We start from the raw sequence: 20,102 nt of genomic DNA on the forward strand, positions 1-20,102 counted from the left end.
TGCCGCCTCACTTCTCGTTCATTCATCTTTACATGGATACATTTCCCTAGTGATTCTGACACTGAATCACACCATACGAAAAAAAATCAGATCAATTAAGAAGATTTTTCAACCCCCTTTCATGGTCCCTTCGCTTTCTCTAATTGATAGACTTCCCTTTAATTCGGTTTTTCACTAAATGATTTTCATACTTTATTCATATTCATTTTTTATACTATTCTTGAGGTGAAAAGTATGAATATGATCCGTTATTCTACCGCACGTTTACTTTATTACAAAAAGCAAACTTTTCTATATACTTTGTTTGCAAGCTTTTCTGCTTTTCTATTATTGATCAGCTTTAACTTATATAATCTACAAACCACTTTACACAAACAAATCCAAGATCGGGTCTTGATGTTTGACGCTTCTGATGTCAAAGAGAATTTACCTTCATCAGAAACGCTTCAACAAGCTTATCTGATCATGATCAGTTGTATACTGGCAATGTTTGCCTTGTGTTTCTTTTTTTTCTTTTTACACTCACTCTATCGACATCGTATGGAAATCATCAATTGGCGATTAGCGGGTCTTTCAAAACCAAAAATGTTCTTCTTTATTTTTTGGCAATCTTTGATTCCATTGGTTATGAGTTGTCTTGGCGTTCTTTTGATCGTTTTTGCTTTCCAAAATGGCTACCAAGCCCTACTCCAAAAAATCAATCTAGCTCTTTTAGATTTCTTCGAACTACCGAATTTACCAAGTGTCTTTTCATCTGGAAATGGTTTGTCGATCTCAATTGACCAAAATAGTTTTTTTATGATCGATTTTTTTAGCGATAACTTTTTAGTAGATACCTTAAAAGGCATCGGACAGACGATCATTTGTTTAGTTAGTATTAGTACATTACTTAGTACCTGTCTTTTCATGATTTCAAATCGACTTTTAAAAAGAAAGAAGCTGATCATTGATGAACCAACATGATTCACTGATATCATTTAGCGGTTTCACCGTTCTGATCGGTTCTAAAGCCGAACAGCAGGTGATTTTCACAGAGATAAAAGCACAACTCCTTGCTTCAGAACGAACGGACCTGATGATCGTTCAAAAAAATTGGCCGTTCTTCCCTTACCTTAATTTAAAAGAACAAGTATTTTTGGACATCCCCGAAAAACAAAAAAAAGCCAAACAGGAACAAGCGCAAGATAACCTAATGATTGATTCCTCGTTGCTAAAAAAATCAGTAAGTGAATTGAGCACGTTTGAAAGAATCAAATTGCAACTGATGCATGCGATCCTCGCCGATAAAAATAAGCTGATCATCGAAGACCCTATCGATGATTTGTCGATTATCGAGATTCAAGATCTATTGACAAATCTTTGCGATTTAGTCAACGATCATTCTTTTTCAATCTTACTATTGACTCACGATCTTTCCATTGCCGAAAGTCCATATGTCACTGATTGTAAAGAAGCTAGTTGACTTGTGCTTGTTGATCTCCATTAAAAAAACCGTTAAAACAAGAGAAACGTCTTGTTTTAACGGTTTTTGTTTTAGTTATCATTCAATTTCAACATCTGGCAATTTCACAGTAAAGGTTGTTCCTTTTCCTAACTCGCTTGTTACATCAAGCTTTCCTTTATGCAATCGAACTAATTGTTGAACGATCGGTAACCCTAAGCCGGATTCACCATATTTTGTATTTTTTCTAGATGGATCGACTTTGTAATAGCGATCCCATATACTTTTCATTTGTTGTTCCGACATGCCGATACCAGTATCCGTCACTTTGATGATCGTTTCAAGATAACCTTTTTCTAAAGTGACTGTGATCGTTCCGTTTTCAGTGAATTGGATCGCATTTTGGATAATGTTGACCATGATCTGTACAAATCGATCGTAATCAGCATACACATCTAATTGTTCAGGTGCTTCTAAAATCAATTGATTACCCGCAGCTTCTGCTTTTGCTTCCAATTGGGCGACAATATTTTTTAACGTTTCTGTCCCATCAAATTTTTTGATGACCATGCTGATTTGGTTCGTTCTGATTTTTTCATAATCTAAATTCTCATTGACTAAACGAATCAAACGTTCAGTTTCATTTTTCATCAATTTGATGGCATTTTCCCGTTGATTTTCTGGGATGGCATTATATTCTAACCCTTCCAGCAAACCATTGATGGTTGTTAATGGCGTACGCATTTCATGGGAAGCATCTGCCATGAATTGTCTTCTGCGGTTCTCTTGTTCTTCGATTTCTTCCCGTGATTCTTTCAGTGAATTGGTCATCTTGTTGAAGTCATCTGCTAATTCATCAAATTCATCTTTGTCATTCACAGGTAATTGCACATCGAAGTTGCCATTCGTGACTTCTTTTGTCGCATTTCTCAACCGATTGATCCGTTTGACTTGGAAAGCCGCAAATGCGTAGCTTGCGATGATTGCAATAATACTTGAAAAAATGAAGCCTTTGAAGAGATTCAAGGTGACTGATCGCACGCTATTATCGATATTTCTGGCTGGTTGGCTTACAACTAATCCTCCATAAAACTCATGATTCAAGTTGAAAGGAACCAACGCATAGGAAGTGGCTTGATTCTCTCCTGAGATATTTTTATTTGAAGTAAACTTGACTTGTCGACCGCTTCTCAAGTTTTCCCATTGATCTGCTGTAATCGTAAAATTCAAGTAAACCCCAGCCGTTGGATAGATCACTCGCTCATATTTATCAATAAAGATAAAATTGACATTTTGTTCGGTTAATACTTGTTCAGTCAATTCCAACGCATTTTGGAATGCTTGGTCTTGACTGAATTGAGGAAACGTATCCGCAAAGGTTTGGGTCGTTTTCTCCACCGACTCGGCATAGCCAAAAAGTTGCTGGTAATTATTTTCTTCGATCGTCTGCTTAGTCAATTGTGTAAAAGAAATACCGACGATCAAGATGATCATGGCGATCATCCCACAAAAAGCCAGTAATTGTTGGTATAAATAGCGCATCAGGCAACACCTGAATCATCAAATTTATAGCCAACTCCCCAAACGGTCTGGATCACTTGTGGACCTACTTTCTCGATTTTTTGACGCAGTTTTTTGATATGGGCGTCGACGGTTCGTTCATCACCAAAATATTGATAATCCCAAACTAATTCCAATAACTGTTCTCTTGAAAATACTTGTCTTGGTTTTTTTGCTAATGTAAATAAAAGATCAAATTCTTTTGGTGTCAATCCATCGATCGGTTGGTTATTCAAGTAGGCTTCACGTGTTTTCGTATTCATCTTGAAGTGATCTGTTTGGATGTCAAAATTTTGATCAGATAATGGATTTTCTTCTTTTGTTTCGACTAATTCGCTACGACGATGTAATGCCTTCATACGTGCAATCAACGTCAAAGGACTAAAAGGTTTCGTCACATAGTCATCGGCTCCCATTTCTAAACCGATCACTTGATCACTTTCAGAATCTCGGGCGGTCAACATGATGATTGGTACCGTACTAGAGACTTTTCGGATTTCTCGTCCGACCATCATCCCATCCATTGTCGGAAGATTAAGATCCAACGTGACCATATCCCAATGTTGCGGATTCTCTAAAAACGCATCTAATCCTTCTTTACCGTCGTATTTGAAGGTTGCTTCCCATCCTTCATTCAAAAAAAACATCTGCATCATTTCAGATACGGATTGATTATCTTCAATCATTAAAATGTTCATGCTCGTCTCCTCCATTTATCAAATCGTAAGTCTGTAATTTTTTTTCTGTTAATATAAAAATCGGCATAATTGGAAACACTAAGACCAACATTTCAATGATAAAAAAATTGGTATGTCCTGTGATTTTTAATCCATAGCCGATCAAGGACATCAATAAACCGAAAATCAAGAAATATTTTCCGCTTGTTCTTTGGGCGATCCGCCAATGTTCGTCGGATCTTGTAGCACGTTCTGAATGATAACCATAGAAAGGTAAATTACCTTTAGAGGGTAAAATTAAAAATAAGAGCCCTATCAAGGTCAAAAAAAGACCAACTGTTAAAAAAATCATGATTTCACTCTCCAATCTCTGTCTATAGTATACTCTAAAATGGTTGCTGAACCAATAAGTTCAGTAATTCTTCACGAAACGTTTGTCTTTTGTTCATTCTTTGATAAGATAAAGATATTCAAATGAAAAAAGGAGTTTTATTTGTGACAAACTATCAAGCAATCACATTTTTTGATCTCGATGGGACTTTATTAGATGGACATTCTAAAATAACTCCCGAGATCGCCACAGCAATCCAAGCATTAAAAGAGAATGATATCCTACCTGTTATCGCCACTGGACGGACAGAAATGGAAATCAAACAAATCATGCGTGATGCGGGTATTACTTCCGCTGTCACAATGAATGGTTCTTGTATTAGCGTGGAGGGAGAAGAAATTTATTCTGTACGCATTTCTAAAGAAGAATGTCAAAAAATGCGTGACCATATCGAAGAGCAAGGTCATGCCCTTTGTTTTTATAATAGAGAGAATATTTGGAGTACTCACCACACAGAAACGATGAGAAAAGCTTATGGCTTTATCCATTCAGATGTTCCACCAATCGATCCTTCCGCTTTTCAGGATCATCCGATCAATATGCTGCTGATCCTTTCAGAATCAGGTGATGAATATTATCATGAACGTTTCCCAGACATGACTTTTTATCGCAATAGCCCTTATTCGATTGATACGGTCAGAAAGGGTATTTCAAAAGGCGCAGGCGTCAAACGCTTAAAAGAAACGTTACAATTGGAAAATGTTCCGACTTTTGGTTTTGGTGACGGACCGAACGATTTTGCCTTACTCGAAGCTTGCGATCACAAAATCGCGATGGGCAATGCCTATGATGAGTTAAAAGAACTTGCAACCTTCATTACGAAGAAAAATACCGAAGGCGGGATCGTCCACGCATTGAAGCATTTTGAATTGATTTGATTGTGGAACTGCTTAAACATGACAAAACGAAATAGCCGTCACTTTAACAGAGGACGACTATTTCTACTATACCGAATGAAATTTTTGGCGCCGTTTTTAGCGGCGCTTTCCAAAGGGACTGTTCACGCAGTTCCTTTTTTATTGTTAATCTCGCCCAAGACTGAGGATTCAGACATCGCCACTAAGTCCATGAGTAGAAAATTTTATCTACTCAACTTCTCTAAAATGACAAATATCCACCTTTATTTTACTATCTCTCACCCGCGGCTAAAAACCGAATCCTTGTTTTGATATCAGTCCATGTCGATCATCACTTCAACCGTTTGCAGTGGTACGTCATAAAACCGGTCTTCCCGACGACCTAAGAAATCTTTGGCTTGCTGTGGGAATAACGCATAGCTTAAAAGATCTTCTGGTGATTTTGCATACTCACTGATTTCTTTTTTGAGTAGCGGCAATTGAGGTGCTAGTAAATCTGCGGGTCGCTCCTGGATCACTTGTTCATCGCCAATGATTATTTGTTGGATGGCTTCAGCGATCGGTGCTGGAGGACGGCCGTACAACCCTCGAACATATTCTTTGATCTCAGTAGGGACAAGCTTGTACCGCTCACCAGAGAGTACATTCATCAGCGCTTGCGTTCCTACCATTTGGGACAACGGAGTAACGAGTGGCGGAAAGCCAAGATCTGCTCGAACTTTTGGCACTTCTGCTAATACTTCTTCATATCTGTCTTGTAATCCTTGTTCCGTCAACTGACTTAATAAATTAGATAACATACCGCCGGGTACTTGATAAATCAATGTTTTAGGTTCAATGTCCTTGACTTTAGGATTCAACATCTTTTCTTCTCGAAAACGATCTCTGATTGGATTGAAGTATTCTGCTATTTCTGTCACTTTTTTCATATCTAGCCCTGTATCATAGCCCATTTCTTCAAGAACCAAAGCCATCGATTCAGTTGCAGGTTGGCTGGTTCCACCCGCAAAAGAAGAGATAGCCGTATCGATGATGTCCGCCCCTGCTTCAACTGCTTTTAAATAGGTCATTTCAGCGATCCCACTTGTTGCATGAGTATGGACTTCTAAGGGTAATGGCACGGCATCTTTGATCCGACTGATCAGCTCGTAACCCGTTTTTGGAGTCAACACACCCGCCATATCTTTGATACATAACGAATCTGCTCCTGTATCCGCCATTTCTTTTGCTAACCTCACAAAATAATCGATCGTATGGATTTCACTCGTTGTATAAGAAATAGCTGTTTGGCAATGTCCACCGGCTTCTTTAGCTGTCACAATAGCAGTTTGTAAGTTACGGACATCATTCAATGCGTCAAACACACGAATAATATCAATGCCGTTTTTGATCGATTTCTCGACAAATTCTTTGACTACGTCATCTGCATAATTTTTATAACCAAGGAGATTTTGTCCTCGAAGCAGCATTTGTAGTTTTGCATGTTTGACTTGTGAACGGATCAAGCGCAGGCGTTCCCATGGGTCTTCATTTAAGAAACGCAAGCACGCATCAAAGGTAGCACCTCCCCACATCTCTAATGAATGATAGCCTGCTTCATCCATCGTTTTCAAGATTGGCAGCATGTCTGCTGTAGTCATTCTTGTAGCAATCAAACTTTGCTGGCCATCTCGCAAGACCGTTTCCATCATTTGGATTTTTTTTGCCATTTATTTCCTTCCTTTCTCAACGAGTTGCTGGATATGCGTGCGTATTACTTGAAGGGAATGTTTCTGTTGGCGACTACAAACTTTGGCTGCTTCTTTACACACGAAACATGTCCGTTGCTTATACCCTAACCTCTCGCGACTCAACTGGTGAATCTGTCCTTCTTCCCAAAAAAGTACATCAAGATCCACTAATCGACCATACGGACAAGTTTCTTCGAGTTCGATCATGCGCTTTTTTAGTAGCTCTTTTCTTAATGGAAGAAGTAAAAAATACTCGTAACCGGTTTTTTTCTTGCGATACAACTGGACCAATGGTGTAACCTCAGAAAGACATCCTTCTATAGCCTCAACCATCACGTGAAAGACTTGTGCGATTTCTTCTGACGTTTTAATAGGACCTGGTATATTCATGGTTGCTGAAAGCAACACATTTTGTGGATTTGCTTCCAATAATTTTCTCTGTCTATTGGCACGGGCTTCTCTTGCGATCAGGATTTCTTCATGCGTCACAGTCGGTCCATCGAATAGTTTGCTACACATTTTTGACCACATCGATCAGTGTGCCATCACGATATTCCACCAAGGCAACGATCTTTTCGCCATACTGGATGGCTGAAGGTTCGCCAACGATGTCATACGCTTTTTGTTTAAGCTCTTCAATCGTATACTGAGGCAGATCTACTTCTTTGAAATACTCGATCAAGTCTTGACGCTGGGGATTGATGGCAATACCAACTTCTGTGACTAATACATCAATACTTGTTCCAGGCGTCACGACCGTATTGACATGATCAACAACAGTGGGTATCCGTCCACGAATCAGTGGCGAGATCACCAGGCTCATTTTACAACCCATGCTGGTATCTGGGTGGCCGCCAACAGCCCCGCGAATCACTCCGTCTGAACCGGTCATAACATTGACATTGTAATCCGTATCGATTTCTAAGGCAGATAAAATTGCTGTATCAAGCTGATTTACCATGGCACCTTTAGTAGCTGGAGAAGCGTACATACTTGCATCGATTTCATAATGTTGGTTGTTTTCGCCTAAAGAAATCGCAGATAAGTGATCAAAATCTTGAACATCGATGATCTTTTCTACTAACCCTTCCTCCAGTAATTCCACCATCGCATTCGTAATCCCACCTAATACAAAACTAGCTGTCATTTGGTCTTTCAACATTGCTTCCCGCAAAAAGCGAGTAACAGCCAGTGCAGCACCGCCTGTTCCAGTTTGAAATGAGAATCCTTGCTGATAGTAAGGAGAATGAGTGATGACTTTTGCTGCATACTCTGCGATCAATAGTTCTTTAGGATTTTTAGTAAAGCGTGTCGCACCTTTGGCAATGCCCTCAGGATCACCTATCGCCTCCACTTCTACAACATAATCGACATCCGTCTGTGCAATACTGATTGGAGTATTGGGAAAGGAAACCAAATTATCTGTGAGGATAACGACTTGATCCGCATATTTTGCATCGACCATGGCATAACCTAGTGAGCCACAAATAGCTTTCCCAGCGGTTCCATTGGCATTTCCGTATTCATCCGAACTTGGCGCGCCTAAAAAAGCGACATCAATATGCAGGTCACCGGATGCGATCGCTCGCGCTCTTCCACCATGTGAACGAATGACTACTGGTTTTTCCATGATTCCTTCCGAAATCGCGGCACCTACTTTATCCCGCAAGCCGCTCGTTGTAATTCCAGTCACAACGCCATTTTTTATATGCTCGATCAATGGTTCATGGACATTTGCGATTGAACTTGGTGCAATCGTGATATTTTTGATTCCTAGAGATGCAATTTCTTCCATGACCATGTTTAGTACAAAGTCACCTTCACGGAAATGATGATGAAAAGAAATCGTCATCCCGTCTTTCAGTCCAGTTTTTTCAATGGCTTCTTTGAGACTTCCCACTATTTTTTTGTCTTTCGGACGGACAGGATGGATGCTTCTACTGGCTTCTTTGTATGGTTCAATATGGTCCAACTCACCTTCGTACAGACGATGAGCAACTGTTGCTGTTTGTGGAATCTCTTTGCCAACTTTATTTACAACCATTTCTAGATATCCTCCTCTCTGATCAACTTCGCCGCTTTTGCAAGAGCAATCACTCTTTCTGCTCGCTCGACGATTGGTTTATCCACCATCTTGCCATTCACAGAAATCACGCCTGAACCTTTTGCTTCTGCTTCTTGGATGCCCCAGATCACTTCTTTCGCTGCTTGGATCTCTTTTTCTGTTGGTTCATAAATGGCATGGACTAATGGAATTTGACGTGGGTTGATCACTGATTTCCCATCAAAGCCTAATTGTTTGATCAGACGGACTTCTGCTTGAAATCCCTCAACATTTTCAACATCTGAATAGACAGTATCGATTGCTGCAATACCCGCAGCTCTGGCTGAATGAAGAATCATATTTCGAGCAAAAGACAATTCTTGTCCATCGGGATACCGTTGAGTTTTCATATTGGTCACATAATCTTCGGCACCTAACGCGATGCCAACTAACCGCTTCGAAGCTTTAGCGATTTCTCTTGCATTCAATACCCCTTCTGCAGATTCGATCGCTGCCATCATTTTTGTGGTTCCCGTTGGGATTTGATAGGTTTCTTCCACCATAGTGATAACCTGATCGACCTCGATGATGTCTTGTGCTGTTTCTGTTTTTGGCAAGCGAATGACATCGATCCCTGCTAATACCATTGCTTCAATGTCTTGGTCACCTCCAGCCGTCAATGCGTTGATTCGAACGACCGTTTCTACTTTGCTGTAGTCAAATGTTTTTAATGCCAGATGAACGAGCAAGCGTGCCGAATCTTTTTCTTTTAAGGATACGGCGTCTTCCAAATCAAACATGAGGGAATCAGCACCATATAACGGTGCATCTCTAAGCATCGCTGCATTTGCACCAGGGACAAACATCATTGTTCTCCTTAACCGTTCCATGAATTGATCTCCTTCCAATCATAGCGATCTTGCTTACCTGCTCGATGGGCTGCTGTAATCATCCTCGCCTGGATCGTGCAATCAAGCGCACCTTTATCGACAGCTGTCACTTTGGCTGCTTCAATGCCCAACTGCTGTAGGGTGTCCATGATGACTTTTCTGATTTGATGACCAAATTGTTTTTCGACATTGCTCGTCAGAGATAGTTCAATGCCTTTTTCTCCCTTGGGATCGATCGTGATCATGATATCACTGGATTCAACCGTTCCCGCCACTGCACTTTGATAAATTTTCACGTATTATCACCTCTATTGTATTTATGATCCTTGATATAGTTATACGTCGAAGCAGGCAAATACGCTTGTAATGTCTGCACGTCATCTTCTTGTAAGGCTTTTCGGACTTTTGTTGCACTGATCACTTCGTTTTTGATACATTTTCGCGGTAGGACGATCAAAGAAAGCGATTCTCCAAATACCTTCTTCAATGTTTCATTATAGATTTCAGTTACCTTAGAGTACGGTTCTTCACCGACAAATCGACTTTCAATTGCAAGTATCGGTGCGATTTTTTCTTTAAAAAGTAGCGCATCCAATGTACCTTGCGCTTTTGCTGCTTCTTCTGTCGCATGCTCCTTTAAAAAATAGGCAGGAAATGTGGCGGAAGAAATCAGATAATCTTCTGTCGGCAAAATCGTGACATTTTTTACATGCGCGACCCCTTGCTTGACCATTTCTAAACGATCGGTAAAGGAAAATTCTGAACGGTCTTCTGAAAGGACAAAAAGGTAAACTTGGTCCGCTTGTTTGGCTGCGCACTCCACCAAATACTGATGTCCTTTTGTAAAAGGATTGGCATTCATCACAATGCCACAGCCTATGCCTTTTTTCTTTTTCGATTTCAACATGGCAAGATAATCTTGATAGTCAGGTGTACCTTGTTCCATAAACAAAATGGATTTAGTGGCAATGATCTCTTTAAATCCCATAGCCTGAAAAATCGGGTGATTACTAGAATTTGTGTAGACAAAGAAATGCCTTTTGTTTTCTTCGGATAACTGATCAATCAATTGCTGAACGATCTTCGTCAATAAATTTTCTGATTGAAACTCTTTGTCAACAACCAAATATTTTAAAATATTTTTCTCATAAGAACCGGTTGCAATCAGTCGCTCTTCTTGATAGATCCCAACGGTATAGTCAACCTTTTCATTCATTAGGAGGTCTGCTTTTTCGATCAGCGCCACCCATTGTTGATAGGCTTGAGCATCCTTTTTCAACCATAATCTTTTGATTGTATACATAAGTAAGACCTTCTTTTATTTTCTTACTGGAAACAAGCGACTCAATAGCATCGATGCGAGATAAATGATCAAGATAACAACGAAAACACCACCCCATCCTAAAACTAGTAGTTCAAGAGATTTGATTAAATCTGCTGACATCGTTTATTCTCCTTTCTTATATCCTTTCTTATACTAATAAGGCGAGCAATAAGCCACCGGCAATCACTGAAGCAATCTGACCAGACACATTGGCTCCAGCTGCGTGCATCAAAATAAAGTTCTGTGGGTCTTCTTCTGTTGCCATTTTCTGAATGACGCGACTAGACATTGGAAAAGCAGAGATTCCTGCTGCTCCGATCATTGGATTGATTTTCTCTTTTCGGAATAAATTTAATAACTTAGCAAACAACACTCCGCCAATCGAATCCATAATGAAAGCAACTAGTCCCAAACCGATAACCATCAACGTATCGATCTGTAAAAATTCTTCATACTGCATTTTGACCGAGATGGCGATTCCTAATAGAATACTAATGAGATTGACTAACTCATTCTGAGCAGTGATCGACAAACGATCCAACACCCCGCATTCTCGTAATAGGTTCCCAAACATCAGGAAGCCAACTAATGGCAAAGAAACTGGTGCAATCAAACCAGCAACAACTGAAATAACTAATGGAAAAAGGATTTTTGCTGTTTGCGAGACTTCCCCCGCACGATAATTCATTCGAATACGTCGCTCTTTTTTAGTCGTCACAGCTTTGATCGCAACTGGCTGAATGATCGGCACGAGCGCCATATACGAATAGGCAGCAACCATGATGGCACCCATATATTTCGAATTCAACGTATTCGCGACAAAAATGGAGGTTGGTCCATCCGCTGCTCCGATGATGCCAATAGAAGCTGCATCATTCAAATCAAAACCTAACAGGATTGCTACGATGATCGTAAAGAAGATCCCAAATTGTGCGGCGGCTCCAAAGAGTAATAAAAATGGATTTTGCAACAATGGACCAAAATCGATCATTGCGCCGATGCCAATGAATAATAAGAGCGGAAATAGCTCCGTCGTAATCCCCATATCAAATAAAATTTGGAATGCCCCGGCCTCTCCTCCAGCGCTCAGGACTCCAGAATTGGGGAAATTGACTAAGATCGTCCCTAACCCCATCGGTACGAGTAATGTTGGTTCATATTCTTTTTTTATCCCAAGATACATGAGCACTCCGCCAATCACCATCATCACGATCCGTCCCGGCTCTTGCCCCATACCGATAACTCCTTCAATAAGTGTTTCCACACCTCTCACTTCCTTTTACTTAATATTGAATATCAAAAATCGCCAAAACGACTCTGCTTTCAAAGCGAACATTTAACTGATCGTAATGAGTGGATCACCAGGGTTCACCATTTCTCCTTGACTGATGTGGATACCTGTCACCTGACCAGCTTTTCCAGCAACGATTTCATTTTCCATTTTCATCGCTTCTAAAATCATCAAAGGCTGATTGATTTCTACTACCTCTCCGACCGTAACTAATAGACGAGAAATCGTTCCTGGCATCGGCGAAGTCAGCGCATCTGCTCCCGCGTCGACTGAAGGGTTCGTCTCTGGTACAGTTGTTGAAACATCTGCTGGTGCGACCACTTCAACTGGTGTAGATCGTTCTGGTGTGGGAACTGGATTTGCTTGCGGGGTTCCACCGATTTCTTCCATTTCCACTAAATATTCTTTTCCATCAATTGAGATTTTGAATTTCCGCAACATTTTTTCTCCTCCAAAACATTTATTTTTTGGCTATTTTTCGTATAATAAACTGACTATTTGGATTGGTTCCCGCTGCTACACTTGTAGCAATCAGTGAAACCAAGATTGCTTCTGGATTTCTCTGCTTTATTTTTTTGATGATAAAGCTACTTTCTGGATAATATTCTGCTGCTAAACTTGCAGCTACCACACTAACAAGCTGAACATCAGCTGGTGAAGCATCAACATACGCAGGAACCGATTTCAATTGATCCGTCTCTCCTTTGTTCCCTTCTACTACTGAGGGGGTGGGTTCCACTGCTGGTTGTTGCTTATTTGTTCGTTTGGTAAACAGCCACATCCTTCTTGCTCCTTTCTTCTTTTCTGTGCTTATTTTTATTATAGGATGATTAAACCAATTTTGTTTTCCAAACTTAAATAAGATTGTTCTTTTGTTGTTTCTTTTTCTTGAATCAGGCTAAAAAAACAATAAAAACATTGATATAAAAGCTTTTCTTTTGAATTAATGTTCTATTAAGGTACTGTTAAGCCTTCGATAAGATTAGCTAGACCAAATTGTTTTTTTCATGTTCTTTTTTCTCCCTTCACCTATCATCCCTGCAAAATATTGCTTATCCTAGAGTCGTCAAGGAGGCTTCAATTTTAGAAAAATACAACTCTTTCTGTCCTATGAATGGTTTTTATCCGCCTGTTTTTGACACCGCTTACAAATAATACAACCAGAAAAGGAGAAGCATATGTTATTAACCGTTTTATCTTATGCAATGATCATTATTTTTATGTATGTCATCATGAAAAAGAAAATGTCTCCATTTACTTCCCTTGTGATCATTCCACTATTATTTACTTTAGTTGCAATGATTTCCGGTGCTTCACAGAAAGGAAATATTGGCGATTTTGTATTAGAAGGTATCAAAACAACTTCAAATACAGGAATCATGCTATTATTTGCCATTTTATATTTTTCAATCATGTTGGACGCTGGTCTATTTGATCCAATCACCAGAAAAATGATTTATTTTGCCAAAGGCGATCCGATGAAAGTTTTAATGGCAACAGCGATCGTTGCCGCGACTGTCTCGCTGAATGGCGATGGGACAACGACTACGTTGATCTGCTGTTCTGCCTTTATTCCCATTTACAAAAAATTGAACATGAAAATGATGAACTTAGGGGTATTGATCATTCTTCAAAATACCATCATGAATCTATTACCGTGGGGTGGACCAACCGCTCGAGCGATGGCAGTATTGGAAGTCGATGCGGATATTTTGTCTTACTTAGCTCCTGGGATGATCCTATCTTTACTTTATGTCATCTTTTTCGTTTCACGCCGGATGGGAAAACAAGAACGCGCCCGTTTAGGTATCACTCAACTATCAAATGAAGAAATAGAAGAAATCACTAAGATCACTGATCCTGAAACGGCGAAAATACGCTGTCCTAAAAATTTTGTATTCAATGGTGTACTCACGATCGTGTTGATTGCTTGGTTAGTTGCCAGCTCATTTCTCTCTTCTATTGCCTTGCCACCTCTTTTACTATTTTTAGTAGGAACATGCATTGCTTTGATGGTCAATTATCCTAATCTAAAAGACCAATCCGCACGTATTGGTGCAAATGGTGGTGATGCGGTGCAAGTCGTGATTTTAGTTTTTGCAGCGGGAGTTTTTATGGGGCTTTTTCAAGGTTCAGGTATGGCTGAAGCACTCGCGAACAGCTTTACTTATCTCATTCCAAAACAATTAGCAGGATTCTGGGGATTAGTTATTGCGTTGATCTCAGCGCCAGGTACTTTCTTTATTTCAAATGATGGTTTTTATTTCGGTGTATTACCGGTTTTAGCAGAAGCCGGTCATGCGTACGGCTTTACCAATATGCAAATGGCCCTTGCCTCTTTGATGGGTCAAGCCTTCCATTTGCTCAGTCCGTTAGTGGCTTTTATCTATCTCTTGTTACGTTTGACAGGATTGGATATGGGAAAATGGCAAAGAGAAGCCGGAAAATATGCCTTAGGTATTTTTACTATTTTTGTCGTCACAATTATTCTTTTTGGACATATGCCATTTTATATCCCACAATAAAAACCAATCGTACCAACAAGAGTGACTAACTAAACGAACGGCTCCTTCATTATTGGAATACTAATTTTCACATTCTGCCAAAGTGAAGGAGCCATTTTAATTGCTATTGATATATTTTTGGGTTCGTTCTCTTGAGAGGTGGAAAGCATGATAAACTTAGAACAGAAACTGAATGTCTAAGTAGAAATGGGGAGAAAAAAATGAAGCAAGTGGTTGAAGCATTACGAAAAAACTTGGATCTAACTCAAAATAAAACATTGAATGCACTTATTTATGAAGCGTTTCGTAAAACGATCATTCTTGGTGATATTCCTGCAAATACACGAATCAATGAAAAAGTCTTAGCGGAAGAATTGAATATCAGTCGCACACCCATTCGCTTAGCAATGAAGCAATTAGTCAATGAAAAATTAGTTGAACACGTGCCTAAGATCGGCATCGTCGTCAAAGGTATTCGTATAAAAGATGCTTACGAAATCTATGATATCCGTAAATCTTTAGATACCCTTGCCACGATCAAGGCAATGAATCAGATGACAAAAGAAGACTTCATTGAACTAAAAGAACTGTTGTTACGCGGTGAAAGTTATAATCAAGCAGATCAAACAGAAAAAGTCTTGCAAAATTTTTCAGACTTCAATACGTTTATTTACGAGAAAAGCCAAATGCTCCGTTTAAAATCTATTGTCTTAGAGTTACAAGCTTACCTCGTTTATTTTCGCGATATCGCCATTCGTTCATCCAGACGGAGAGATAAAGCCCTTGAAGAACATTGGCTGATCTATCGCGGAATGCAAACAAAAAACGCAGAACAAATCACCTTGATCACCCACGAGCATTTAGATCGTTCATTACAATTTATTTTAGCTGAAATGGAGCGTAGAAAAATTGACTGATCATACACTGATAGGTACGATCGCAGAAACTGCAACGTACGCTTTGCTTTATGAAGTAGCCTTGAGTCCAAAACCAGGACTAGTCGATCCTATTTCAAATGGCGCGCATAATGATATGGATTTTCAAACCTTTCAAATAAGTATCGAAACGTTAACACCTTTTTTCCAAAAATATATCGAAGCAGGTTTTACTCATAAAGGGAACACGAAATCATTATTTGAAAAACTAAGAAACCTAGGGTATCAAGCAGAACAAGCAATGCTTGTCGCAACGAATGATATCAATACACATAAAGGAGCGAATTTTTCGTTTGCAGTCATCTTAGGTGCTATCGGTTGGCACATGCAACAACGTTTTATCCAAAGACTTCCATTAAACGCTAAACAGACGGAGCAAATACTAGATTTTACAGGAGAACTGACACATGATTTGATCAAAGAGGATTTTCACGATTTAGCGCGGAAAACACAGCGTACACATGGGGAAGAGCTTTTTTTGACGCATGGTATTTCAGGTATTCGTGGCGAGGCTGCTCAGTGTTATCCCAGCCTTACTTCTATTCTTCTTCCTTACTTACGTTCAGCAAACTATCATGCGCCCGATGAAGTATTTCTCCGTGCCTTGGTTTTGTTGATGAGTGAAATCGAAGACGGGAATCTACTTCACCGTGGTGGTATTCAGGAGTGGCAAAAAGTAAAACAAGAAACAAAAAAAATCCATCAAGCAAATCTTTCTGTGAAACATCTACTTGATGAATTGACAATCTATGATCAACGATTGACCAACCGCAATCTAAGTCCTGGCGGTGCAGCTGATTTACTTTCATTAGGTATATTTTTTGCTCAATTAGAAGGATTACTTTCTTTACCAGTGGGTAAGAAAATATAACCGAGTCCTCTAACCGTTCTGAGGTACTGGACATTTTTTGGATCATCTTCGATTTTGTTTCGCAAGTGATTGATAAAAACCATGATAGTATTGGCATCCAACTCACTGTCATTCCAAACACTTTGATAAATTTGTTCCTTTGAAAAAACCTGTTCGGGATTTTCTATGAAGAATTGCATCAGCTTGATTTTTTTTGAAGACAACTCAATGGATCTGCCTTTTTTGTATAAACGATAGAGCGCTTTGTCAAAGCAAAAATCACCTATGATGATTTTATTTTCTTTACAGTTGGTGGTTTGTTCTTTAAGTACCTTGTGTCTATCCAAAATAGCGATGACTTGCGCCTTTAGTAAAGTTGGATTGAATGGTTTAGTTATATAATAATCTGCTCCCATCTCCAATCCTGTGATAATTTCAATTTCATTTTGTTGCTCAGTAAAAAAAACGATGGGTGAAAGATTGTCTTGCTCTCGAATCAGTTGCACAATATGGTAGCCATCTGTTTGATGAGCCAAACGAATATCTAAGAGATATAGATCAAAAGTCACTCTAGACATGATATCCAGTGTTTTTTCGACGGAATCACTTTGATAAATCAAAACGCCAGTTGGCTGTAATGCCTTCCAAATCATTCTTCTAAATGTTAGATCTTCATCAATCGCCAATATCTTTTCACTTCTCATTTTCTTTCCTCCTGCCCAGAACATCCATAGGTTAAAACTGTAATTTACTTATTCAATTAAAAAAAGCAATTGATCATAACATCACAATTTATCCTTCAGCTCTATTATACGCACAGAAACGAAGATTTCTTGTCTCAAAAAAAAGAAAATACAATAAAAAAACATTTTTGACCTAGATTTTGACCTAGATAAAGTTTCAAAAAGCGAAATCAACCGAAAACTAAAAACGCTAAAATCCTTCATAAAAAGGATTCTAGCGTTCAGCTAAATCGTGTGATTTCTCCGAATGGAGACGGCGGGAGTCGAACCCGCGTCCAAACACATCGCCACTTAAAAATCTACGTTCATAGTCAACTCATTTAGAGGTTCGCTTTACAGCTTGCCGAGTGACAGGCATTCTGTATCGCTAGTCTGATGTTCTCTTTTTCAACTTACAGACGGAAAGTTGAAACGTATCCCACTAAAGTTAGGACCCTTACTCGAGCACATGGGCGATGCCGAGAGGATCTACGTTAACTGTTTTTAGGCAGCTAAAGCGTAAGAGTTGTTTTCGTTTTTAGCAGTTATATTTAACTGTAACGTTTTAGCGTAGACGTAACCTACGAAACGCAATTCAAGCTCGAACTGTGCCTGTCGAATCCGTAACGTCCCCTTAATAAAATGGGTTACGGTATTTTCAAGATACTTACATAATATACCACATATGTAGTTCTTTTTCAATATGATTGATTGCTTTTCAAGTAGCTGCTTCACTTATATAGAGAAACAAGAAAAGTCTAAGTGATGAATAGACATTCGATTTTCTTGCTCCCTCTTAAAGTGAACGTTCTCTCTACTTTAGCTGTTTTGATTGCAACAGAACGTTTCAGAATATTGTTTAAGCAAGTGTTTTTGCGACATTCAATTCTGTTTCTTTTTCTGCATATTCAGGCATGTTCTTGAACAATTGTTGCAACAATGGACTTTGGTTATGTCCTTCGATTGCTTGTTCGTCACGCCAGTTTTCAACCATCACAAAGACATTTACTTGTTCCGTTGACTCATACAATTGATAACTCAAGCAGCCGTCTTCTTTTCTAGTGGCTTCGATCAATTGTGCGACTTCTTCTAAAAATTCAGCGCGTTTTGCTTCTTTGATGGTAAATTTTGCATTGATGATGATCATTCGTCCGTCTCCTTTTTCTTTCTATTTGAAAGAAGTGATTTTTTCTGAAGCTAAACGAACAGATTCGTAGCCTTGATCGACCGCTTTACCGACTGACAAGATCATTACAGGAACATAACGTTCTTTGTCTAAATCGAAAGCTTCTGCTAATTGATCTGCTTCGAATCCGCCGATTGGATTTGTATCATATCCATGGCTACGTGCAGTTAACATAAATTGCATAGCTGCTAAGCTTGAATCGATTTTCACTACGTCATTCATTTGTTCACGTGTGAAATTTTTGTAGTGAGGAATGATGGCTGCTAGTTGTTCGTCACGAACTTCTGCTGGCATTTTGCCTTCTTCTACCGCTTGATCGTAAATTTCTTCTCCGTATTCGTAGCAATTCATATCACCAAAGATCAAAACCATGGCAGATGACGTGTCATTTTGTTTTGTGTTGAAACGGATCAATGGTTTCAATTTTGCTTTTGCTTCTTCGCTTTCTACTACTACAAAGCGCCAAGGTTGTAGATTCACAGAAGATGGAGCTGTTGTTGCTTCTTGGATCATTTCCAACATTTCTTCGTGAGGGATCTTCACATTTTCGTCGTACACACGGATTGATTTTCTGCCAAAGACGATATCAGAAAAATCATTGTTTGCTAGAGTTTTATTCATTACTTAACCGCTTCTTTCTTCATTTTGATTTTTAGTATAATTTATCCAGTAATTTAGTCAGTTGATCGATTTCTTCATCTGATAGCGAAACACACAGGGAGTCATCTGATTCTTGATGATTTCTTTCACACTCAGTCAATTCATTCACTGCTTTATCGGACAAAGAAACGAATACTTCACGATTGTTGTTCTCATTTCTTTTTCTGATCACATATCCTTTTTGTTCTAATATCTTTAGATGACGTGAAATAGCCGCCAAATCGATTTTTAAATCGCTCTGTAACTTATTTTGCAAACATTCCCCGTTTTCTTGTAAGAACATCAAGATCTCGTACCTCGTTAGACTAAATCCGGTTTCCTTTTCAAATAAAGCTGTTCCTTCTTGACTGATGATTTTTATCTGATAAAGTAATTGACTTAACTTTCTCAGCTCCATATTGTTGCCTCCCACTATCATTGACTAATCAATTATTGACTTGTCAATAATATAAATCATTTACTTTCTTTTGTAAAGTAAAAAGAAAAAGAAGCAAGTTAAAAGTTCTTTCCCCTTTTAACTTGCCCATTCTTCAACTGTCTGTATTCAAGTATTCTATTTCTTAACGATTATGTATGGATGATCAACTGCTTCTATATATGTATGCAAATTAGTGGAAGTCTGATAATCAACAATTATTTATTCTAATCAGACTTCCTGATAGTCGGTAGGCATATTCATACCATTAAGATACCATTGCTTGTGTGTAAAGCTTCGTTGGGGACTGAAAAACTTGTTCAACTGTACTCAACTCAAAAATATCTGTATATTTTGCGACAACTTTTCCACATTTCTCTAGAATATCTAAGTGATCCGTACGATCATATTCCTCTACACTCATAATCACACAGTTTTCTAATTTTCCAACAACTTCCCCTACTACTTTATTTTTGATACCAATTGGATGGCATACATATTTTTGTCCTAAAACGATTGTTTCACTTGTCATGTCTCATTCTCCTCTTGTTTTTTTAATATTTTATAAAATGATAATAACATTAAAATTAGATTATGAAAACAAAAATATTCAATAAAATAAAAA

At 38.9% G+C, this 20,102-nt stretch carries 24 protein-coding genes and 1 other RNA gene; 6 read left to right on the top strand and 19 right to left on the bottom strand.

Features of this window, described 5'->3' with window-relative positions:
- Positions 1 to 234: 234 nt before the first annotated feature.
- Together CUS89_RS02650 and CUS89_RS02655 are read left to right on the top strand one after the other, a co-directional pair.
- Positions 235 to 963, top strand: a complete 729-nt coding sequence (locus CUS89_RS02650; protein ID WP_104870934.1) for a hypothetical protein — start codon at positions 235 to 237, stop codon at positions 961 to 963.
- Positions 950 to 1,462, top strand: a complete 513-nt coding sequence (locus tag CUS89_RS02655) for a hypothetical protein (protein ID WP_104870935.1) — start codon at positions 950 to 952, stop codon at positions 1,460 to 1,462. The genes CUS89_RS02650 and CUS89_RS02655 overlap by 14 nt, the downstream gene beginning before the upstream one ends.
- Positions 1,463 to 1,540: 78 nt before the next feature.
- On the opposite strand, the gene CUS89_RS02660 is transcribed toward CUS89_RS02655, so the two are convergent.
- From CUS89_RS02660 to CUS89_RS02670, 3 genes are read right to left on the bottom strand one after another with little or no spacing between them, the layout of a single operon-like run.
- On the bottom strand, positions 1,541 to 2,983 hold the full coding sequence (locus CUS89_RS02660; RefSeq protein WP_104870936.1) for a sensor histidine kinase: 1,443 nt from the start codon (positions 2,981 to 2,983) through the stop codon (positions 1,541 to 1,543).
- Positions 2,983 to 3,699 (bottom strand): response regulator transcription factor, encoded by a 717-nt coding sequence (locus CUS89_RS02665; RefSeq protein WP_010735098.1) that lies wholly within the window; start codon positions 3,697 to 3,699, stop codon positions 2,983 to 2,985. Before CUS89_RS02665 ends, CUS89_RS02660 begins: the two co-directional genes overlap by 1 nt.
- On the bottom strand, positions 3,680 to 4,030 hold the full coding sequence (locus CUS89_RS02670; RefSeq protein WP_104870937.1) for an SdpI family protein: 351 nt from the start codon (positions 4,028 to 4,030) through the stop codon (positions 3,680 to 3,682). Before CUS89_RS02670 ends, CUS89_RS02665 begins: the two co-directional genes overlap by 20 nt.
- Positions 4,031 to 4,173: 143 nt before the next feature.
- Here CUS89_RS02670 and CUS89_RS02675 point away from each other — a divergent pair, with 143 nt between their 5' ends.
- Positions 4,174 to 4,947, top strand: a complete 774-nt coding sequence (locus tag CUS89_RS02675) for a Cof-type HAD-IIB family hydrolase (protein WP_104870938.1) — start codon at positions 4,174 to 4,176, stop codon at positions 4,945 to 4,947.
- A gap of 293 nt (positions 4,948 to 5,240) precedes the next feature.
- Here CUS89_RS02675 and CUS89_RS02680 read toward each other — a convergent pair whose 3' ends face one another.
- From CUS89_RS02680 to CUS89_RS02720, 10 genes are all read right to left on the bottom strand, one after another.
- Complete coding sequence (locus CUS89_RS02680) at positions 5,241 to 6,635, bottom strand: oxaloacetate decarboxylase subunit alpha (protein WP_104870939.1); 1,395 nt, start codon at positions 6,633 to 6,635, stop codon at positions 5,241 to 5,243.
- Complete coding sequence (citX, locus tag CUS89_RS02685; RefSeq protein ID WP_104870940.1) at positions 6,636 to 7,175, bottom strand: citrate lyase holo-[acyl-carrier protein] synthase; 540 nt, start codon at positions 7,173 to 7,175, stop codon at positions 6,636 to 6,638.
- The gene (gene citF, locus CUS89_RS02690) at positions 7,168 to 8,700 is read right to left on the bottom strand and encodes a citrate lyase subunit alpha (protein ID WP_104870941.1); all 1,533 of its coding nucleotides are present in this window, start codon (positions 8,698 to 8,700) and stop codon (positions 7,168 to 7,170) included. The genes citX and citF overlap by 8 nt, the downstream gene beginning before the upstream one ends.
- A gap of 2 nt (positions 8,701 to 8,702) precedes the next feature.
- A complete protein-coding gene (gene citE, locus CUS89_RS02695; RefSeq protein ID WP_104870942.1) occupies positions 8,703 to 9,590 on the bottom strand; it encodes a citrate (pro-3S)-lyase subunit beta in 888 nt (295 codons plus the stop codon).
- Positions 9,578 to 9,886 carry a citrate lyase acyl carrier protein gene (gene citD / locus CUS89_RS02700; RefSeq protein ID WP_104870943.1) on the bottom strand — a complete coding sequence of 103 codons (309 nt, stop codon included), beginning with the start codon at positions 9,884 to 9,886 and terminating at the stop codon, positions 9,578 to 9,580. The genes citE and citD overlap by 13 nt, the downstream gene beginning before the upstream one ends.
- Positions 9,883 to 10,893, bottom strand: coding sequence for a [citrate (pro-3S)-lyase] ligase (gene citC, locus CUS89_RS02705; RefSeq protein ID WP_104870944.1), 1,011 nt, complete (start codon positions 10,891 to 10,893; stop codon positions 9,883 to 9,885). Before citC ends, citD begins: the two co-directional genes overlap by 4 nt.
- Before the next feature lie 15 nt (positions 10,894 to 10,908).
- Positions 10,909 to 11,034, bottom strand: a complete 126-nt coding sequence (locus tag CUS89_RS16270; RefSeq protein ID WP_086334846.1) for an OadG-related small transporter subunit — start codon at positions 11,032 to 11,034, stop codon at positions 10,909 to 10,911.
- A gap of 28 nt (positions 11,035 to 11,062) precedes the next feature.
- On the bottom strand, positions 11,063 to 12,178 hold the full coding sequence (locus CUS89_RS02710) for a sodium ion-translocating decarboxylase subunit beta (protein ID WP_034691433.1): 1,116 nt from the start codon (positions 12,176 to 12,178) through the stop codon (positions 11,063 to 11,065).
- A gap of 72 nt (positions 12,179 to 12,250) precedes the next feature.
- A complete protein-coding gene (locus tag CUS89_RS02715) occupies positions 12,251 to 12,646 on the bottom strand; it encodes an acetyl-CoA carboxylase biotin carboxyl carrier protein subunit (RefSeq protein ID WP_104870945.1) in 396 nt (131 codons plus the stop codon).
- Between the two features lie 19 nt (positions 12,647 to 12,665).
- Positions 12,666 to 12,986 (bottom strand): hypothetical protein, encoded by a 321-nt coding sequence (locus CUS89_RS02720; protein ID WP_104870946.1) that lies wholly within the window; start codon positions 12,984 to 12,986, stop codon positions 12,666 to 12,668.
- Between the two features lie 397 nt (positions 12,987 to 13,383).
- Here CUS89_RS02720 and CUS89_RS02725 point away from each other — a divergent pair, with 397 nt between their 5' ends.
- From CUS89_RS02725 to citG, 3 genes are all read left to right on the top strand, one after another.
- Positions 13,384 to 14,730, top strand: coding sequence for a CitMHS family transporter (locus tag CUS89_RS02725; protein WP_104870947.1), 1,347 nt, complete (start codon positions 13,384 to 13,386; stop codon positions 14,728 to 14,730).
- A 200-nt stretch (positions 14,731 to 14,930) separates the two neighbouring features.
- Positions 14,931 to 15,626 carry a GntR family transcriptional regulator gene (locus CUS89_RS02730; RefSeq protein ID WP_019724391.1) on the top strand — a complete coding sequence of 232 codons (696 nt, stop codon included), beginning with the start codon at positions 14,931 to 14,933 and terminating at the stop codon, positions 15,624 to 15,626.
- Entirely contained in the window at positions 15,619 to 16,515 is an 897-nt protein-coding gene (gene citG / locus CUS89_RS02735; RefSeq protein WP_104870948.1) for a triphosphoribosyl-dephospho-CoA synthase CitG, read from the top strand. Before CUS89_RS02730 ends, citG begins: the two co-directional genes overlap by 8 nt.
- Here citG and CUS89_RS02740 read toward each other — a convergent pair.
- The 6 genes from CUS89_RS02740 to CUS89_RS02765 form a co-directional block, all read right to left on the bottom strand.
- Positions 16,470 to 17,198, bottom strand: coding sequence for a response regulator transcription factor (locus CUS89_RS02740; RefSeq protein WP_104870949.1), 729 nt, complete (start codon positions 17,196 to 17,198; stop codon positions 16,470 to 16,472). The two genes, citG and CUS89_RS02740, sit on opposite strands and share 46 nt — an antisense overlap.
- A 284-nt stretch (positions 17,199 to 17,482) precedes the next feature.
- Positions 17,483 to 17,850: a transfer-messenger RNA gene (ssrA, locus tag CUS89_RS02745) on the bottom strand.
- Positions 17,851 to 18,075: 225 nt separating this feature from the next.
- Complete coding sequence (locus tag CUS89_RS02750; protein WP_104870950.1) at positions 18,076 to 18,363, bottom strand: putative quinol monooxygenase; 288 nt, start codon at positions 18,361 to 18,363, stop codon at positions 18,076 to 18,078.
- A 21-nt stretch (positions 18,364 to 18,384) separates the two neighbouring features.
- Positions 18,385 to 19,023, bottom strand: coding sequence for a nitroreductase family protein (locus CUS89_RS02755; protein ID WP_104870951.1), 639 nt, complete (start codon positions 19,021 to 19,023; stop codon positions 18,385 to 18,387).
- 31 nt (positions 19,024 to 19,054) lie between these two features.
- Positions 19,055 to 19,459 (bottom strand): MarR family winged helix-turn-helix transcriptional regulator, encoded by a 405-nt coding sequence (locus tag CUS89_RS02760; RefSeq protein ID WP_104870952.1) that lies wholly within the window; start codon positions 19,457 to 19,459, stop codon positions 19,055 to 19,057.
- 286 nt (positions 19,460 to 19,745) lie between these two features.
- On the bottom strand, positions 19,746 to 20,009 hold the full coding sequence (locus tag CUS89_RS02765) for a hypothetical protein (protein ID WP_065095990.1): 264 nt from the start codon (positions 20,007 to 20,009) through the stop codon (positions 19,746 to 19,748).
- Positions 20,010 to 20,102: the final 93 nt, after the last annotated feature.

It is taken from the genome of Enterococcus mundtii, from assembly GCF_002947535.1.
GTDB lineage: Bacteria > Bacillota > Bacilli > Lactobacillales > Enterococcaceae > Enterococcus_B > Enterococcus_B mundtii_B.

Bases quoted from the DNA above. Each gene is read 5' to 3' on its own strand.
- CUS89_RS02670 (WP_104870937.1), bottom strand. From the start codon at position 4,030: ATGATTTTTTTAACAGTTGGTCTTTTTTTGACCTTGATAGGGCTCTTA.
- CUS89_RS02730 (WP_019724391.1), top strand. From the start codon at position 14,931: ATGAAGCAAGTGGTTGAAGCATTACGAAAAAACTTGGATCTAACTCAA.
- CUS89_RS02660 (WP_104870936.1), bottom strand. From the start codon at position 2,983: ATGCGCTATTTATACCAACAATTACTGGCTTTTTGTGGGATGATCGCC.
- citX (WP_104870940.1), bottom strand. From the start codon at position 7,175: ATGTGTAGCAAACTATTCGATGGACCGACTGTGACGCATGAAGAAATC.
- CUS89_RS16270 (WP_086334846.1), bottom strand. From the start codon at position 11,034: ATGTCAGCAGATTTAATCAAATCTCTTGAACTACTAGTTTTAGGATGG.
- CUS89_RS02765 (WP_065095990.1), bottom strand. From the start codon at position 20,009: ATGACAAGTGAAACAATCGTTTTAGGACAAAAATATGTATGCCATCCA.
- CUS89_RS02655 (WP_104870935.1), top strand. From the start codon at position 950: ATGAACCAACATGATTCACTGATATCATTTAGCGGTTTCACCGTTCTG.
- CUS89_RS02665 (WP_010735098.1), bottom strand. From the start codon at position 3,699: ATGAACATTTTAATGATTGAAGATAATCAATCCGTATCTGAAATGATG.
- CUS89_RS02750 (WP_104870950.1), bottom strand. From the start codon at position 18,363: ATGATCATCATCAATGCAAAATTTACCATCAAAGAAGCAAAACGCGCT.
- CUS89_RS02760 (WP_104870952.1), bottom strand. From the start codon at position 19,459: ATGGAGCTGAGAAAGTTAAGTCAATTACTTTATCAGATAAAAATCATC.
- citE (WP_104870942.1), bottom strand. From the start codon at position 9,590: ATGGAACGGTTAAGGAGAACAATGATGTTTGTCCCTGGTGCAAATGCA.
- CUS89_RS02715 (WP_104870945.1), bottom strand. From the start codon at position 12,646: ATGTTGCGGAAATTCAAAATCTCAATTGATGGAAAAGAATATTTAGTG.
- CUS89_RS02725 (WP_104870947.1), top strand. From the start codon at position 13,384: ATGTTATTAACCGTTTTATCTTATGCAATGATCATTATTTTTATGTAT.
- citF (WP_104870941.1), bottom strand. From the start codon at position 8,700: ATGGTTGTAAATAAAGTTGGCAAAGAGATTCCACAAACAGCAACAGTT.
- citC (WP_104870944.1), bottom strand. From the start codon at position 10,893: ATGTATACAATCAAAAGATTATGGTTGAAAAAGGATGCTCAAGCCTAT.
- CUS89_RS02740 (WP_104870949.1), bottom strand. From the start codon at position 17,198: ATGAGAAGTGAAAAGATATTGGCGATTGATGAAGATCTAACATTTAGA.
- CUS89_RS02755 (WP_104870951.1), bottom strand. From the start codon at position 19,023: ATGAATAAAACTCTAGCAAACAATGATTTTTCTGATATCGTCTTTGGC.
- CUS89_RS02720 (WP_104870946.1), bottom strand. From the start codon at position 12,986: ATGTGGCTGTTTACCAAACGAACAAATAAGCAACAACCAGCAGTGGAA.
- CUS89_RS02650 (WP_104870934.1), top strand. From the start codon at position 235: ATGAATATGATCCGTTATTCTACCGCACGTTTACTTTATTACAAAAAG.
- CUS89_RS02680 (WP_104870939.1), bottom strand. From the start codon at position 6,635: ATGGCAAAAAAAATCCAAATGATGGAAACGGTCTTGCGAGATGGCCAG.